Consider the following 16,601-nt stretch of genomic DNA (forward strand, 5'->3'; position numbering starts at 1 on the left):
GTGACCTCAAATCGTTCGCCGCATGACATCGAACACGCCGCGGGGCCGGAAAACGTGCGGCGTGACCATCTAGATCCCGCAACTCAATACATTATTGTATCGAGTTGCAATGCAGTGTGCAGTCTTCTTCGATCTGGAGGGCACGCTCCATGATCGTACAGCCAGTGTTGAAGTCTTCATCCTTTCCCAGGCACGGCGAGTCCTGGCTATGCGAGAAGCCGACGCCTGCCGGTTCGCAGAACGTTTCATTCAACTCGAAGAGCGCGGTAGAGTCTGGAAGGATCAGGTCTACCAAGCCTTGAGCCAGGAGTTTCCGCAAGCACGTCACGCCTGCGACAACCTTCTCAGCGATTATCTGCTCTCATTTCCCAAACAGTGTCGTCTGCGGCAGGGAGCGGCTGACCTCTTGCGTGATCTTCGGCATAACGCCTTCAAACTCGGCATTGTCACCAACGGCCGCTCAGACATGCAGCTCGCTGCGCCCTGGCATCGACGCCTTCTGCAACCATGGCGGCATGTGACTAGTCGGAGCCTTCGTCAGGAATGTTCAATACCGTGCCACACGCCTTGCAATGCACGGCATCGATATCATGGCGCTGCAGGCCGCAGACCGGACACGGAAACCGCACCTTCGCCGGCGCCAACAGGGCCTTGGCGAGATTCAGGAAAAGCGTCACGCCGAAGATCATTATGACAACGGTTATCAGGCGACCAGTCGTTCCCGGCAGGGTGATGTCGCCGAAGCCGGTCGTGGTCAGCGCCGTGACCGTGAAGTAGAGCGCATCGGCGTAATTGGCGATCTGTTTATTGTGAGATTCTTGAGTCTCGTAGACAACGCCCGTCATCACGAAGATAAATACGGCGAGCTTTGCCACGGCAAAGACAACTTCCTCATTTTGCCGAAAGAAGGAGCTGTCGGTGCGAAGCCGCGCCACCATCCGAACGTCGCGGAGCAATCGCAATGTTCGAAGCGTGCGCAGGAAGCCGCCAGCTTCTCCGGCAAGCGGCGCAAGAAATGAAATGATCACGACGATATCCGTCCATGTCGACAGACGGACGAACTCCTGCAGCGGATGTCGGCTGATAATCAAACGCGCCGAGAAATCCGCAAGGATCAGGACACCGAACACCAGGTCGAGCGATTCAATGGCTCGGCTGCGAGGCAGGAACGATGTCACGATGATAAACAAGACCGTGACGGCATCGAGCAGGAGCAAGGCGTACCTGAACCGCACGCCGACGGAAGATTCGCCCTCATATAGTTGCCGAATCCCGGTCTTCAGTAGCTCAAATGGGCTGGCGACAGAGTCGAGCAACCCGTGTTTATCCGGGGTTTGAGGAAGCGCCATGGCCGATCAGATCAAACAGCCAGCTCGACGCTTCCCGGCAAAGAATCCGCATATCACCAGCAGGATGACCGCTCCGACAACGGGTTCAGTGCTTGCGGGCATGATGATCTTCGCAACGACGCCCGCCAGACATCCAACAATGATGGTCCATACGATGCTCATCCTGTTGTTTCCCTATGCGGTGATCAGGCGTCCCGAGGAGGCAAACGACCATCCGGCGTATATTTATCGACGGCTGTCGGCAGCTCCCGCGAAAGTCGGGCAAGGAGTTCTTCCTGCGACAGTCCGGTCTGCTTTACCAGCGTCGCCAAAACATCCTGACCTATCGCTTGCTTGAGCTCAGGAGGCGCTATTTCCTTGTTTTGGCCCGGCCCCACCCATGACTCGGCAGCTTCGCCCTGTCCGTTTTTCGTGAATTGATCGAACAATTCGTTGAGCCCGCCACCAAGAAGACTTCCGGCGCCTCCGCCGCCCAGCAGACCGCCGAAGACACTCGACAAATCGCCTTGCGCCTGCGGCTGTCCGCCGCCGGGCTTGGACGAGGCGCCCGTCGCGTTGTTGAACATTTCCATCAGCTTGTCCCGGTTCTGATATCCCGCAAGGGCAAGCATTCCAAGGAGCGCAGTCATCGATGGCATGCCACGGCTCATTTCACCCTCCTTGTGATCGACAGATTTAGCTCATGGATTCTCCAATCCGCGCATCTGAAATCGCCACGGGATTGATCCGGTCGACCGTAGTGGGCCTTTGACAGGCGCGGTCTTGATCTGAATCAATGAAGCGATGTTCTTCGTGCTGTGGCCGTTGCCTGCCCGTTCGGGTCAAAACCGGCAAAGCTCAATCGGAGCGGCTACTTTCTACTTGGCCGTCAGAAAGCGACATTGCCTTGATGAGCACACGGCCCGGGCATTGTTGCCGTCAGGCCGTGCGCTTGACTGGCGCGGCATCGGCTTGCGCGCGATCGAGATGGTCGCGCATCGCCCTCGCTCTGTCGGCGCCATGGTCGGTCAGCCAGCGTTCGAACGCGACAGGTGTCAGCGCCGGGGCGTAGAGGAAGCCCTGCACGACGTCGCAGCCGAGCTCGGCCAGCACCTTGCGCTGCGCCTCGGTCTCGACGCCTTCGGCAACCACGGTCATGCCAAGGCCCTGACCAACGCGCACGACAGCGGTCGCGATGGCGAGCGCACCGGCGTCGGCTTCGATATCACGCATGAAACTGCGGTCGATCTTCAGCTCGCGGATCGGCAAATGCGCCAGCCGGCTCAGGCTGGAATAGCCGGTCCCGAAATCGTCCAGCGACAGCCCGACGCCGAGCTCGCGGATCGCCTTCATGGTCTCGAGCGCAACCGCCCGCTCCTGCATGAACGCGCCCTCGGTGATCTCGAGCATCAACGCGTCCGGCGGCAGATCATGCGCTGCGAGGACACTTCCGACATGCTTTGCCAGCACGAGGTTGCGGAAATTGATCGGAGAGAGGTTGACCGATACGCTGGGGATGTCGAGCCCGGCGCGACGCCAGCCTGCCATCTGGCGGCAGGCCTCGCGGATCGACCACAGCCCGATTTGCTCGATCAAGCCGCATTCCTCGGCGAGCGGAATGAACTTGGCCGGCGAAACGTCGCCGAGATCAACGTCATGCCAGCGCGCCAGCGCCTCGACGCCATGGATCGCGCCGTCGGCGGTGCGAATCTGCGGCTGGTAGCGCAGGCTGAGCTTGTCCTCGGCGATGGCGCTGCGCAGCGCCGCGGTGAGAGCGAGGCGCTGCTCGGTCAGCCCGTTCATGTCGGCGCAGAAGAAGCGATGGGTGGAACGTCCCGCCTGCTTGGCGTTGTACATCGCCGCATCGGCCTGCTGCATCAGCGTGTCGATATCGGTGGCGTGATCAGGATAGAGGCTGATGCCGATGCTGGCGGACATCTGCATCTGCCGCGCGCCTAGCCGCAGCGGCTCCGCGAGCGACTGGGTGATCCGGCTCGCGACGCGCGCGGCACTTTCGGCGTCGCGGTTCGGCAACAGGATGACGAATTCGTCGCCGCCGAGCCGGCCGAGCATGTCGCTGGGCTCGATCTGCGCGCGCAGGCGATGCGCCAGCTCGACCAGCAGCTCGTCGCCCGCGGCGTGGCCGAGCGTGTCATTGACGTCCTTGAAATGGTCGAGATCGAGAAACGCCAGCGCGACATGGCTGCCGGGTCGACAATCGTCGATCGCGGCCGTGATCAGGTGGCGCAATTGCACGCGGTTCGGCAGGCCGGTGAGGATGTCGTGATAGGCGAGCCGCGCGATCTCAGCGCGTGCTTCCTTGCGCTCGATTGCGAGCGCGCCGAGATTGACGCAGGCATCGACGATGCGCCGGTGCCAGCGGCTCGGCGCGCGCGGCTCCCTGTAGTAGAAGGCGAAGGTGGCAATGACCCTTCCTTCCTTGGACTTGATCGGCGTCGACCAGCAAGCGCGCAAGCCGATCGACAGCGGCATCGCCTTGTATGGCTGCCAGCGCGGATCTCTGTCGATATCAACCGCGAGCACCGGCTTGCCGTAGTAGGCCGCCGTTCCGCAGGAGCCGACATCGGGTCCGATCGCGACGCCGTCCAGCGCCCGCGAATAGTCCTCGGGAAGGCTGGGACCGCCGAGGGGATGCACGAAACCGGCGGCATCGACATGAAGCAGCGAGCAGACGACATCGGGCGCGATCTCCTCGACGCGCCGGCACAGCCGGTCGGCGATCTCGGTGATCGGGACTTCGTCGGCAAGCGCGCACGTGATCAATTGCTGGAGCGATCGCAACTGCTTGGTTTCGGTGATGTCCTCGATCAGGGCGAAGATATGCTTGACCCGGCCTCTGCGATCGCGGAAGGCATCGATCCTGGCAGCGACCCAGATCTCCTCGCCATCCTTGCTGTAGAGCATCACCTCGGCTTCGCCGCCCCGGCCACCCGCCATCAGCCGTTTGCCGAGCCTTGCAAGCGCCCTGCGGTTGGTGTGGCGTCCGGCCACGAGCTCGCTCACGCGCCGCCCATTGGCCTCGTCGGAGGCATAGCCGAACACAGCGGCGAAGGCCGCGTTGGTGTAGCGGATATTCAGCTCGGTATCGGTGATGATCACCGCGCGATTGGTCTGGTCGGAGACCGCGTTGAGCAGCCCGATCCGCACGCGACGTTCGGCCTCCTCGGTGACGTCGCGAACGAAGACGACATGGTGGGTCGCGCCGTCGGCAGTGATGGTCGAAAGCGAGATGGCCGCCCTGAGCCGCGTGCCGTCGCAACGCACGAGGCTGATCTCGTCGCGGACATCCGTGACCGGGTCGGCCTGCAAGCATTTGAGCGAGAGGACGCGGACGTCGCGTCCGAGCGCGTCCGCCCGCGGGAGCTTCCAGAGCTGCTGCGCAGCCGCGTTGAAATGCGTGATCCGGCGATCGGCATCGACGATGACAACGCCGTCCTCGGCCAGCTCAAGCGCAGCCAGCAGGACTTCCGGAGTTCCGATTGCAGGGCAATCCTCAGCCGACATTGTTGGACTCGGGCGCGTCGCAAGGTGCGACAAGGGCGGCGAGCCTAGCGGTCCGATGGTGTCCAAGTAGTTGGCTCAACCTGGCGTAGGCTCGTCAAGATGAGACATGCTTAAGATTCCGCAAAGACGAGCCGCGGAATTGCGAAGGGAGGCGACTTATCGGGCGCCGGTTCCGGGCTGAAGCTTGTGCAGCCGGCCGGCGACCGCCCTCACCTTGCCCGGCGCCGCCTGCCAGATCGACAGCGCCGACAATCCGCTGACGACCATCGCGATGGCAAAGGCGAGCGTGTAGTCGCCGGCAAGATCATAGAGGATGCCCGTCACCCAGGGCCCGGCCGCGCCGCCCGCAAGCGCGGCCAGCATGATCATGCCGAAGATGCTGCCCTGATTCCTACCCCCGAAAATCTCGAACACCACCGCGCCCATGATCGAGGTCAGCCCGTAGCCGAGCGCACCTTGCGTAAACACCATCAGGTAGACGAGCCAGAGTGAGGCTTCGAATTTCAGGCCGATCAGCGCAGCAAAGCAGATCGCAAAGCCTGCGCAGCTTGTCGCCCAGACCCATTCCCGGCCGATCCGGTCCGAGACATGGCCGAGCAGGATCTGGCCGGGAATGCCGAGCAGGCTGACGGCGCCGAGCGCCCACACTGCGACGCTCGGGCTAAAGCCGATATCCAGCAGGAATTTGGTCTGGTGCACCTGCACCGCGTACCAGATGTACAGGCCGCAGAAATAGCCGAGCGCGATCCACCAGAACCGCGCCGTGCGCAGCGCACTCTTCAGCGTCCATTCGGTACCGGCCCAGACCGGATCGACGATGTTGGAAACAGGCCGTGCCGCGCTCGGCGACAGCGCCGCGTCGCCGTCCGGCCGCAAACCGAGATCCTCAGGCCGCTTGCGGAGCAGCAGGTTGATCGGCGCCAGCGCGATCAACAGCAACAGTCCCATCGCGGTGCAGGCGCTGCGCCAGCCGCTCTGCTCGATCATGTGCTGCGCCCAGGGCAGCAGGGTCACCGAACCGATGCCGACGCCGGCAAAGGCAATCCCGATGGCGAAGCCGCGCTTGCGGATAAACCAGTTCGGCAGGAACAGCGACTGGCCGGAATAGCCCAGGCAGACGCTGCCGGCGCCGACCATGACGCCGATGGTGACATAGAGATGCCAAGGCTGGCTCGTGAGCGGCGCGAGCAGGAGGCCGCCCGCCATCAGCGCGACACCGACCTCCATCACCGCGCGGGGGCCTGCGCGATCCATCAGCCGCCCGATCAGCGGACTAACCACGCCCGAGACCACGAAGCCGAACGAGAAGGCGCCCGCGGTGACGCCGCGCTCCCAGCCGAACTCGGAGATAATGGGAGGAAAGAACAGTGAAAAGGCGGTGCGCGCATTGACGCCGATGGCCATGGTGACGAAGGTCACCGCGACTACGACCCAGCCATAGAAGAACGGAAGCCGCATTGTGATGGTTTCATCCCTGGACGATCTTTCCGACCATTAAGGGGATGTCCGGGTCAAGCGCTTTTCGCGCATGCCCGGCCCACGCTAAAGCGCGATGAGATCAGGATGAATCGTCATCCCGCTTTGGGCTGTTGTTTGAGCAATGATCTTTTCGGAAAACCGCTCCACACTTTTCCGGATCATGCTGTGGCGCACGACTGACCTTTGCGCGGCGGTCGGTCTCAGGCCGCGTCGAGCTGCGAGCCGGAGACCCGCTCCTCAAGCGCCATCCGTTCGATCGGCTGCGGCCTTCCCAGGAGATAGCCTTGTGCGAAATTCACGCCGAGCCCCTTCAGCCGCTCGAACTGTTCGCTGGTCTCGACGCCCTCTGCCGTCACCGACATGTCGAGGCCGCGCGCCAACGTCACGATCGAGGAGATGATGGCCGAGCTGCGCGGCCGATGGCTGAGATTGCAGATGAAGGACTTGTCGATCTTGATCTTGTCGAACGGAAACGCCGTCAGGTAGCTGAGCGACGAATAGCCGGTGCCAAAATCGTCGAGCGCCAGCTCGATGCCGATGCTCTTGAGCCGCTCCATGAAGGCGTGGTTCTCGATACCGCGTTCCAAGAGGACGGACTCGGTGATCTCGATCTCGAGGCGCTCCGGCGGCAGGCCGGAATCCTGCAGCGCCGCGCAGATCACGTCGAACAGCTCGGCCTCCTTGAACTGCACCGGCGACAGGTTGACGGCGACTCGCGTGTCCGAAGGCCATGACGCCGCGTCCTCGCAGGCGCGCCGCAGCACCCATTCGCCGAGCGCCACGATCAGGCCGGTCTCCTCCGCGAGCGGAATGAACTGGTCCGGCGGGATCAGCCCGCGCGTCGGATGACGCCAGCGCACCAGCGCTTCGAAGCCGCGGCGCTCGGCGTTGGCGACGTCGACGAAGGGCTGGTAGTGCAGCTCGAACTGACAGCGCGCGATGGCGTCGCGCAGGTCGCCCTCGAGCACGTTGCGCGCCTCGAGATCGGCCGACATCGCCTCATCATAGATCGTGAAGCAGTTGCGCCCTGCACCTTTCGAGCGGTAGAGCGCGAGATCGGCCTTCTTCAGCAGCTGTTCCTGATTGCTGCCGTGCTCCGGCGCGATCGCGATGCCGATGCTGGTGCCGATCTCCACGCGGTGGCCGGGCAGGAAGAACGGCTCGGTGACGAGCTTGGCGATCCGGCCTGCGAGCTCGGTCGAGCACACCCGCTGATCGTCGCAACCTTCCTGGATGATCGCGAACTCGTCGCCGCCGAGCCGCGCCAGCACGTCGCTGGCCCGCAGCGCGGATTTCAGGCGCTGCGCCACCTGGCGCAGCAAGAGGTCGCCGGCGCCATGGCCAAGCGAGTCGTTGACGTTCTTGAAGCGGTCGAGATCGAGCATCAGGATCGAGAACGTCAGCCCGTCCTCGCGCATCTGACGGTTGATCTCGTCCAGCCGCGCGAGGAAGAAGGCGCGGTTCGGCAGGCCGGTCAGGATGTCGGTCTGGGCGAGCTCGAGCACCCGGCGGTTGGCAAGCGACAGCCGCCGCGAATTGCGGCTTGCGAGCACGAGATAGCTCGCCAGCGACAGCGTCAGAAGCATGCCCACAACCAGCACCGTGAGCGCGCGATCATAGGCGGTTTCCAGCGGACCGCCAGCAGTCGGCACGGCACGCACCTGCCAATCGGTGTCGCCGATCCGCAAGCCACCCGACCAGTGCACGCTTTTCGACACGTCGCTCATCGATTGCGGCGCGGTTGCCGAGGACGAGAAATCCGGCAGCGACTGCTCGAGGCTGACGATCTGCGCCGTGAAGGGCGGATAGACGTTGACGCTGATCGCGGGACTCGCCGCCGTCGTGGTCCGGATGGCGCGCAGCAGCAGCGGCAGATCGAACACGGCGACGATGACGCCCGCCTGGTTGCGGCGGCGATCGGCAACCGTGTCGCGCGAGGTGCCCTTGGCGTAGACGGGAACGACGACGAGGACGTTGGGCGACTGGCCGCCTTCCCGCGGCTCGTAGAGTTGCGTGCGCAGCGCTGCGATCCGGTCATGGTCGCGCGCGCGCTCGATCGCGGCATGGCGATCCGGAATGCTGGCATAGTCCATCCCGTAGACGAGCGAGGTCTTCGGCTGCGTGGAATAGAAGACCGGGAAATACTCCTCGCCCTGCGGCGCGGTCGCAAAGCCCTGATCGCTTCCTTGGCCCTGAAACGATTTGATGCGATAGCCGGACACGCCGTCCGCGACCGCGGCGGCCTCGTATTCGGCGCGCTCCTTGCGGTTGATGCGCGGCAGCCAGGCGACGCGGAGCATGCCGGGGTGATGCTCGAACAGTCGGCCGGCGAAAGTCTCGAACTCGCTGCGGGTGACGTCCTCGTTGGCCGACTCGAACAGGGTACGCAGCGCCACGAGCCGGCTGATATATTCGTTCATGCCGTTCTGCATGACGATGGCTTCGGTTTCGGCCGCGCTCTCGAACTCGACCTTGTTGACGCGGTCCTCCCAGCGCCCGACCGCGGCCGCGCCCACCACCGAGAACAAGACGCCTAGGCCTGCTGCGACGAGCGCAGGACGATAGATCCCGGCTAGCTTCGCAGGGCTCCATCGCCCGATCATGCGCTTCCGATCCTGATCATTCTGATCGCGATCGCCCATCTCTCTCAGCCGTCCCTCTGGCGTGACGGATCGAACTTCTGGTTGAGCCGTCGGGACGCCGATGGGACATGGAGCTCGGTTAAGAAGTGCACAATTTCACTGCGAGACCACACGCGACTGCGGGGCTTAGTTAACGGTTACCCCGCAAGTCGCCGCATCTTGGAAACAATCTGCACGGATTTCACCGGAGTAATACGGAGTGCGGTCAGCCTCGCGGTTAGCGAGCTGTTCAGAACAGCGGAACTATCGTCTTCCCGTAATTACCGCAAATCCCCTATCAACTTCGTCATGACACGAGTCCGTTCCGCGACATGCATCGTTCTGGCCGTCGCGCTGGTCGCGCTCACCGCGCCGACGGCGCGAAGCGAGGAGGCCGGCGTCAGCGCCGACGCGATCCTGTTCGGCCAGGCTGCGGCGCTTGAAGGGCCCTCCTCCGCGCTTGGCTTGCGCATGCGGCAAGGCATCGTCGCCGCTTTCACCGAGATCAATGCCAAGGGCGGCGTCCATGGCCGCAAGCTGCAACTCATCAGCCGCGATGACGGTTATGATCCCGACCGGTCGGTGGCGCAGACGCTGCGGCTGATCGACGAGGACAAGGTGTTCGCACTGATCGGCGCGGTGGGCACGCCGACCGCGATGGCGACCATTCCGATCACCAGCCTCAGGAACATTCCCTTCATCGGCCCGTTCAGCGGCGCGGAATTCCTGCGCGATCTGGAGCTCGGCAACGTCGTCAACATCCGCGCCTCCTACGGCGCGGAGGCCGAGGCCTGGATCAAGCATCTCACCGAAGACCGCAAGTTCAGCCGCATCGGCATCTTCTACCAGGATGACGCCTTCGGGCGCGACGGTCTCCTGGGCGTGAAACGCGCGCTCGCCAAGCGCGGCCTCGAGCTTGCGGCCGAAGGCACCTTTGAGCGTAACACCAAGGCCGTTGCGTCTGCCTGGCGGATGCTCAGGCGCGCCGAGCCGGAAGCCATCGTCATGGTCGGGACCTACGGCCCGTGCGCGGAGTTCATCAAGCTCGTGCACCGCAGCGGTCTCAATCCGACCTTCGTCAACATCTCCTTCGTCGGCGCCAACGCGCTGGCCAAGGAGCTCGGGCCCGAGGGCGAAGGCGTCATCGTCTCGCAGGTCGTGCCGTTTCCCTGGGACGCATCGCAAGAGCTCGTTGCCGACTACCAGGCGGCGCAGACGACGCTCGACCCGACGCTGACGCCGGACTTCGTGTCGCTCGAAGGTTATATCTCCGCGCGCCTTGCCGCCGCGGCGCTGGAGAAGGCCGGACCGAACCCGACGCGTGCGGGGCTGTTGCGCGCCATCAACGACGTCGGCCGCTTCGAGATCAGCGGAAGCAGCATCACCGTTGGCATCCGCATGATCGACACGCCACCAAAAGTGTTCTTGACGATGATCCAGAAGGACGGGACGTTCAAGCCGATCGACTAGAGCTTGTACCCCGCACCGCAGTCAGGGCGCGTGCGAGGTCCGCTGCACCCCTTATGGCGGCGCTATGGCGGACCTCACGAAAGATCCCTGCCGGGCAAATAGCAGACGAACGGTCGCTCAGTCCGGCATTCCAGCAAGGCGATAGGCTTCCTCCAATCTCGCAACGTCCTGATCTCTCCATGGAGCGCGCTCTCGCCTCCCGGACAAACAATCAGACGGAGAGAGAAGGGCAACTTGCTGCCAGAGCTTTTGTGCAGCTTCTATGTTGCCCAACATGGCATGACAAGCCATTGCCATGCGTAGGCCCTGCGTGTAGGTCGAATGATGACGCAACATGTTGGCTGCGAACGCAAGCCCCTCCTTATAGTTGCCGAGAAAGAAGTGGGCGAAAGCTAATCCTTCGTGTGCGAAGATGATGCGCACATCCAGCGGGCTTAGTCTCAATGCGCGCTGATGGTAGTCAATCGCGGTTCGCGAGTCGCCCAAGATGGTTTTGGTCCATCCACCCCACATCCATCCCGACATTCCGTTTGGATCAAGGTGAATTGCCTCATCCAGAAGACTATCGGCCAGTTCGACTTCATTGCTGTTGAATGTCAGAACCAGTGCCGATCGCGCCAACACCAAAGCGTCTTGCCTCTCCAGACGCAAAGCGGTCTTGGCGTACGCGATGGCCTGAGATTTGTCGGATTCTGGATCGGTACTCCATCCCCAGGATTTGCGGGTGCTCAACGTCGCTGCCAGTGCAGCGTTGGCCAGTGCAAACTGCGGATCCAGCGCAATCGCCCGCTCGTAGAGACCAATGGCTCGATCCGTGGCGTCCCTCGTGTATTCGAAATGTGCCGCCTCCCCACGCAGATAGTAGTCGTACGCATCAAGATTACTGGTGGGCTTTCGTTTGGCACGTTCTATTTCAGCTTGGTTCACGCTTGGCGCAATTGCGCCAGCCACCTTGGCGGCGACTTGATCCTGCAGCTCAAAGATATCCTCGAGCGCTCCATCGTACCTGTCAGCCCAGAGATGCGTGCCGGAAGCTGCATCTATCAACTGACCGGTTATCCTGACGCGACTACCGGATTTCCGGACGCTCCCTTCGAGAATATATCGAACCCCCAAATCCCTAGCCACTTGCTTGATCTCGACAGATCTGTCCTTGAAGGCAAAACTAGAGTTCCGGGCAATGACGAATAGCTGCTTGTTTCGAGAGAGGGCCGTGACAATTTCCTCCGCCATTCCGTCCGCGAAATACTCCTGCTCGGGATCGCCGCTCAGGTTCTCGAACGGCAGCACGGCGATAGAGGGCTTATCCGGGAGAGTGAGCGTGGGCGTTGTCGGTTCTATCCCGTTGTCGGTGACTGCAGCGCCCTTGCTTTCTTGCGCTACCTGCACTCGTCCGACGAAGCGGAAGCCCTTCCGCGGCAATGTCTTGATGAGGCGCTGTTCCCCGCCGGAATCGCCAATTGCGATCCGGGCAACATTCAGGCGGGTCGTCAGCGCTGCGTCCGAGACGACACGTCCTTTCCATATGGCGTTGATGAGGTCGTCCTTGCTGACGACGCGCTCCCTGTGCCGGATCAGGTAATCGAGCAGGTCGAAAACCTGAGGCGTCGTAGGCACCACGTCAGATCCGCGCAGCAGCTCGCGCCGGTCAGTGTCGAACGCGTAGTGTTCGAAGAAATAGCGCAAGGGACGTTCCCCCCGTTGCCCTTTGAGGCCGCTATGGTGACGTCTGACGCCAGAAGAATAGGCCGCCGGCAAGGAAAATGTAAGCCGTTCGTCGACCCCGCGGTCGGCGTGCGGATGCTCGACGCGCCACCAAGAGTATTTCTGACGATGATCCAGAGGAACGGGATGTTCAGGTCGATCGACTAGGGCGTGCACTCGTAAACCCATCCGCTTCGGGGCTCAGACCTTGCGGTATAGCCTCGCTCTCGTTCGCCGGGCGATAGCCGACCCAAGCCGAGCTGCCCCCTGAGCTGCTTTGTCGGGAGATCTTCACCGGCGACCCACAATTTGAAATCAACGTCCAGCATATCCTCATCGAGCGCGGCGGCATCGCCGCCGATGCCGATCAAGAGCTGTCGCCTGACCGGCTCGGCAACGGTGGTGTGCAGCGTCTGGGCGTTGCCGTAGTTGTGGAAGGCCGGTGAGGCGGAGAAGTTCAGCGCCGTGAACGTCTGTTCGGCACTGAGCTTCCGCGCGGCCCAGCCTTCGAGCGGCGGCAGCCGGTCAATCGCGTGCGCAACGCGGCGGTTCAGGCGCCTCAGTTGCGACGTCTGGAAATGAGGCCGGGCGATCGCGGTCGCGCCTTCACGAGATGCAGGCCGATGGCGAGCCCGTGCTCGTTCATGCCGTCCAGCCGCCCAGTGCCGCTGGAGTTCAATGGCGCTGGCGCGCAATCGCGTCAGTGTCGACGACGAAGCTATCGTTGATCGCAATGACACGGCATGTGGCCTGGACCAGGAATCCGCAACGTTCAAGCGCCAGGCGCGCTGCCTCGTTCTCGGATCTCAGTAGCGCGCCATACCCGTAGCCGTAAAAGCCACCTTCGCCGTAGGCTATCGCCTTTGGGCCGGAAGCGGGAGAATAGAACTTCTCGACGTACGTCCGTGCCCTTTCCGAGAAGATGGGATCGGCGACCGCCAGCGGTGTCTCGCCTGCGTGACTGAACCAGGGGGCTGGCGGAACGTCCAGCGGAGCTTCCTTCCACACCACCTTTCCGTCGACGGCATAGACAAAACACATTGTTTGGCTGGCCCCTAGGCATGCGCCCAGGACGCGCGTCCGAGCCTCCTCTGCGCTGCCCCGCCCCCATGTCGGCCAGAAGCCTCCGGACAAGGAAATGGCGAGCGCGGTGTGACCCGGCTTGGCGCTCAACTGCTGCTCGATCTGCTCGCGGCACTGATCACAGACGAATGGAATTTCGCTTGACCGGAATTGCGGTCCCGTCAGCGCGTAGTCGGGTCCCGTCACGTTTTGCGTCAGGGGTCTTGCGGGTATCGAGCGGGGCACAAAATCGAGGAGGTTGCGGTCGACGACTAACGAATCGGCAATCGCGGCGACACGGCACGGCGAATGGGTGATGTAGCCACATCTCTGCAATGCGATACGAGCAGCTTCGTTATCGGAGTCGGCCCGGCCAGTTAGAGACCATTGCCAGTCCGGCCCGACGGCGAGAGCCTTGCCGTGAAACTCCCGATAGAGCCGGGCGACCTTGTCCCGATCGCTCGCATGAATCGCGCCGATGTCTTGGATGTTCAAGGGCCGGGCTACGCCGGAGCTCGATGAAAACCAGGGCTCGATCGGAAGGGGCGGCGGCGGTTCGTCCCAGCTGATCCGGCCATCGATGGCATAGACGAGGCAGCCTTGCCGGTTGGCATTCAAACATAGAGCCAGCGCGTTGGCGCGTGCCTCCAGAGCGGTGCGTCGTGCCGTCGACCAGTAATATCCCCCGTCGATCGCCACGACCAGAGCGGAATGCAATGGCTTGCCCGCGAAGGCAGCCTTGATCTGCGCACGGCATTGATCGCATAGGAAGGGGACTTCGTCGGCATTGAACTGCGTGCCAAGCAACGTTCGGGACAAGCCGGACTGCTCAGGCGCCGACGAGACCTCCACCTTTCCACGCAGGTAGAACTCCCCGATGATCGACAGGGAAAGTTCGGGCAATTGACTGTGCTTGGTCGACTCATAGACGTCCGAGCTGATCCTGCGGAAGATTGTCCCAATCTCCTCCGGTGCCTTGATGTTCGCGAGAAACGCCGTGGTGTATGGGCTGTTGCGTCCATCGCCGTCCTCCGCGGTCTGCCCGGCCTGGGTGGCGTAGGCGACGATCATGCCTTGCGCGTTGTCCAACTTGGCCAATCCCCGCTGGAGCGGAACGGCTCGGCTGGCGCCGAGCGAGCGCCGGAGTTCGTTGGCAAACGGGTTGTCGCGACAGGCATCGAGCACCAGAACGCGCAAGTTCTTGGCTTGCTGTAGGTCGGCAATGATGTCGTCGAGGCGCACCAGACGCCGCAGGTCCGCGACATCCGTCAGTTGCGTGTCAATCGGCGCCAGATAATTGACTCCGCCGAACTGAAGCGCATGACCACTGTAGTACAGCAGTGCGACATCGGCGCCGCGCGCCGCGCGCGCGAAGCGGATCGCAACCTCGTCCATGCCGGCCCGATCGAGATCTGTTGCCACGATGGTTTCGAATCCGAGAAGCTTGAGCGCGGCGGCAACATCGGCGGCGTCGTTCGCCGGATTGGTCAGGCGCGGTACGTTGCGATAGGCCCCGTTTCCGAGGACCAGGGCCACCCTCGTATCGGCAAGGCACCGGTCGGTGATCGCCATAAACAGGAGTGGAAGCAGGCTTAAGAGAAGCGCTGAAAGGGACGACCGGATTTTCACCCGTGCCTCCTACGGAGAACAATGCTTCAATAAGAATATGATATGAGCCGAAAGGCAAATTGTGATCTTCGGCACGGTCCGTTGGCCACTCACACGTCAGAGACCGGGCGACTTGCCGCTTGGACCGCTATCGATCAAGAGCCCCGTCGAGCTTCACGGGAGACAGGCCGATCCATTCCCGAGCAGCCGGTCCGGGGCGGCATCCCAGTTTCTTCAGCCATCAGCGGATGCTCAGGTGTTTGGGTGAAACCAGCCGAATATCGCAACGACGGAGCATCCAACCAGGCTGACTGTCTGCAGACCCATTTCGAGCCAATACCGAACCGGAGCGGTGTCTCTATGAACAACCTGCTTCGACAATCCTGCAAGACTGTCGACAATCCAGTCCAGAATACCAGTACTATGCGGGTAAGCCGTGATCTTTCTCTCGAGAAGGCCAGATCGCACGGTGCGGAAGCAATCGACGCAAAGATAGATTGCGACGATGCGTGCGACGATTTCATAAAGAAAGAACTGCATTCAAACATCCGCTCATCAAGTAACCGGTTTGATGACCAGGCCGTGTTGCGCGTCAATCGGCAGGGTTAAAGCCAGGTGCGTCCACGAGCGCTACTTGGTCTTGGTGTGGCCGGATTTGATGTTGGTTCAATTGCAGAAATGATCACGGCGCCGGTCGCGCCCAATACAGGGCATGAGCGCAAAAGCCATGACTGATCGTAAGGATTTGCGCTTGGCCGCCAGGAAGTTGGCGTCCGCCTCTTTATGAGCACACGCCAGGACTCAAGTGCTCTTCACGGACGGCGCGTCCAGCGTTCGGCATTGACGGCGCCCGGCGGGATCTTGCCCTTGATGATCGCCTCCACCTGACGCACGGTTTCCAGCGACTGATATTCGATCGCCTGCGGCGTCAGGCCGCCGACATGCGGTGTGGCGATGACGTTGGGAAGCCGTGCCAGCTCCGGCGTCGGCATCTGGTCCGGAGCGCGGCCGACATCCATCGCGGCGCCGGCGATTCGCCTCTCGCGCAGCGCGGCCGCAAGCGCCGCCTCGTCGACGAGGTTGCCCCGTGAGAGATTGATGAAGACGGCGTGCTGCTGCATGCGCGCCAACGCCGCCGCGCCGATCAGATTCTCCGTCTGTTCGTTGGCGATGGCGAGGCAGACGACATAATCCGATGCCGCCAGGAGTTCGTCGAGCAGGACATGCCTGATCGCGCTATCGTCGATCGCCACGAAGGGATCGGCGACCAGCACCTCCATGCGCAGCACTTTTGCGACCTCGGCAAGATAGCGCCCGATGCTGCCAAAGCCGATGATGCCGAGCTTGCTGCCGGCGAGCTGACGCCCCATCCGCGCTTCGGGCTTGCGGCCCGCCTGGTAGTCCGCCGTGGTTCGCGACACGCCGCGGGAAAGATCAACCATGAAGCCGAGCGCGAGCTCGGCCACCGCCTGCACGAAGCCGGGACCGGCGCGCGTCACCAGCACGCCAACTTCAGAAGCGGCCTCGACATTGACATTGCGGATGTCGACGGCGCAGCGGACGAAGGCGGAGAGGCGCGGCAATTGCGCAAAGATCTCGCCGCGCCCCTCGGTCATGCGGTCGGCGACGATGATATCCGCTTCTGCCGCGGCGCGGACGAGACCGACGGCATCGAGCGGCTGCTCGCCCTCGTGCATGATCACCTCGGCGAGCGCCAGCAAGCCTTTCAGGCTGCGCTCGCCGTAGTAATTCCTGCGCATCTCCGGCGTATGAGCCAGCAGAACCTTCACTGCGAAAACTCCCT

Annotated in this window: 12 protein-coding genes and 1 pseudogene; 2 read left to right on the top strand and 11 right to left on the bottom strand. The window is 62.6% G+C overall.

Annotated features, from left to right (window positions below; all coding sequences use genetic code 11):
- Positions 1–109: 109 nt before the first annotated feature.
- Positions 110–460, top strand: a pseudogene (locus SO180_RS13180) (HAD family hydrolase); the annotation flags it as partial.
- 61 nt (positions 461–521) lie between these two features.
- On the opposite strand, the gene SO180_RS13185 reads toward SO180_RS13180, so the two are convergent.
- The 6 genes from SO180_RS13185 to SO180_RS13210 all read right to left on the bottom strand — a co-directional run bounded on the left by SO180_RS13185 (position 522) and on the right by SO180_RS13210 (position 8,935).
- Entirely contained in the window at positions 522–1,349 is an 828-nt protein-coding gene (locus tag SO180_RS13185) for a potassium channel family protein (RefSeq protein WP_449379253.1), read from the bottom strand.
- Positions 1,350–1,355: 6 nt separating this feature from the next.
- Positions 1,356–1,511, bottom strand: coding sequence for a hypothetical protein (locus tag SO180_RS13190; protein WP_449379254.1), 156 nt, complete (start codon positions 1,509–1,511; stop codon positions 1,356–1,358).
- A 23-nt stretch (positions 1,512–1,534) separates the two neighbouring features.
- Positions 1,535–1,999, bottom strand: a complete 465-nt coding sequence (locus SO180_RS13195; RefSeq protein ID WP_449379255.1) for a YidB family protein — start codon at positions 1,997–1,999, stop codon at positions 1,535–1,537.
- Between the two features lie 268 nt (positions 2,000–2,267).
- Positions 2,268–4,853: an EAL domain-containing protein gene (locus tag SO180_RS13200; RefSeq protein ID WP_449379256.1), complete on the bottom strand. Its 2,586-nt coding sequence runs from the start codon at positions 4,851–4,853 to the stop codon at positions 2,268–2,270.
- Between the two features lie 156 nt (positions 4,854–5,009).
- Positions 5,010–6,311, bottom strand: a complete 1,302-nt coding sequence (locus SO180_RS13205; RefSeq protein ID WP_449379257.1) for an MFS transporter — start codon at positions 6,309–6,311, stop codon at positions 5,010–5,012.
- Between the two features lie 221 nt (positions 6,312–6,532).
- Entirely contained in the window at positions 6,533–8,935 is a 2,403-nt protein-coding gene (locus SO180_RS13210) for a bifunctional diguanylate cyclase/phosphodiesterase (RefSeq protein WP_449379258.1), read from the bottom strand.
- A gap of 327 nt (positions 8,936–9,262) precedes the next feature.
- On the opposite strand from SO180_RS13210, the gene SO180_RS13215 reads away from it, so the two are divergent.
- Complete coding sequence (locus tag SO180_RS13215) at positions 9,263–10,423, top strand: ABC transporter substrate-binding protein (protein WP_449379259.1); 1,161 nt, start codon at positions 9,263–9,265, stop codon at positions 10,421–10,423.
- A 117-nt stretch (positions 10,424–10,540) separates the two neighbouring features.
- Here SO180_RS13215 and SO180_RS13220 read toward each other — a convergent pair whose 3' ends face one another.
- The 5 genes from SO180_RS13220 to SO180_RS13240 form a co-directional block, all read right to left on the bottom strand.
- Positions 10,541–12,109, bottom strand: a complete 1,569-nt coding sequence (locus SO180_RS13220) for a winged helix-turn-helix domain-containing protein (RefSeq protein ID WP_449379260.1) — start codon at positions 12,107–12,109, stop codon at positions 10,541–10,543.
- Positions 12,110–12,686: 577 nt separating this feature from the next.
- Complete coding sequence (locus SO180_RS13225) at positions 12,687–12,773, bottom strand: hypothetical protein (RefSeq protein WP_449379324.1); 87 nt, start codon at positions 12,771–12,773, stop codon at positions 12,687–12,689.
- Between the two features lie 29 nt (positions 12,774–12,802).
- On the bottom strand, positions 12,803–14,818 hold the full coding sequence (locus SO180_RS13230; RefSeq protein WP_449379261.1) for a caspase family protein: 2,016 nt from the start codon (positions 14,816–14,818) through the stop codon (positions 12,803–12,805).
- Positions 14,819–15,049: 231 nt separating this feature from the next.
- Positions 15,050–15,337: a hypothetical protein gene (locus SO180_RS13235; protein ID WP_449379262.1), complete on the bottom strand. Its 288-nt coding sequence runs from the start codon at positions 15,335–15,337 to the stop codon at positions 15,050–15,052.
- A gap of 272 nt (positions 15,338–15,609) precedes the next feature.
- Positions 15,610–16,587: a hydroxyacid dehydrogenase gene (locus SO180_RS13240; RefSeq protein ID WP_449379263.1), complete on the bottom strand. Its 978-nt coding sequence runs from the start codon at positions 16,585–16,587 to the stop codon at positions 15,610–15,612.
- Positions 16,588–16,601 lie beyond the last annotated feature (14 nt).

The organism is Bradyrhizobium sp. UFLA05-112, assembly GCF_053572325.1.

What these genes read in the sequence shown, in the direction of transcription:
- SO180_RS13185 (WP_449379253.1), bottom strand. Translation starts at nt 1,349, where the DNA reads ATGGCGCTTCCTCAAACCCCGGATAAACACGGGTTGCTCGACTCTGTC.
- SO180_RS13190 (WP_449379254.1), bottom strand. Translation starts at nt 1,511, where the DNA reads ATGAGCATCGTATGGACCATCATTGTTGGATGTCTGGCGGGCGTCGTT.
- SO180_RS13195 (WP_449379255.1), bottom strand. Translation starts at nt 1,999, where the DNA reads ATGAGCCGTGGCATGCCATCGATGACTGCGCTCCTTGGAATGCTTGCC.
- SO180_RS13200 (WP_449379256.1), bottom strand. Translation starts at nt 4,853, where the DNA reads ATGTCGGCTGAGGATTGCCCTGCAATCGGAACTCCGGAAGTCCTGCTG.
- SO180_RS13205 (WP_449379257.1), bottom strand. Translation starts at nt 6,311, where the DNA reads ATGCGGCTTCCGTTCTTCTATGGCTGGGTCGTAGTCGCGGTGACCTTC.
- SO180_RS13210 (WP_449379258.1), bottom strand. Translation starts at nt 8,935, where the DNA reads ATGATCGGGCGATGGAGCCCTGCGAAGCTAGCCGGGATCTATCGTCCT.
- SO180_RS13215 (WP_449379259.1), top strand. Translation starts at nt 9,263, where the DNA reads ATGACACGAGTCCGTTCCGCGACATGCATCGTTCTGGCCGTCGCGCTG.
- SO180_RS13225 (WP_449379324.1), bottom strand. Translation starts at nt 12,773, where the DNA reads ATGAACGAGCACGGGCTCGCCATCGGCCTGCATCTCGTGAAGGCGCGA.
- SO180_RS13235 (WP_449379262.1), bottom strand. Translation starts at nt 15,337, where the DNA reads ATGCAGTTCTTTCTTTATGAAATCGTCGCACGCATCGTCGCAATCTAT.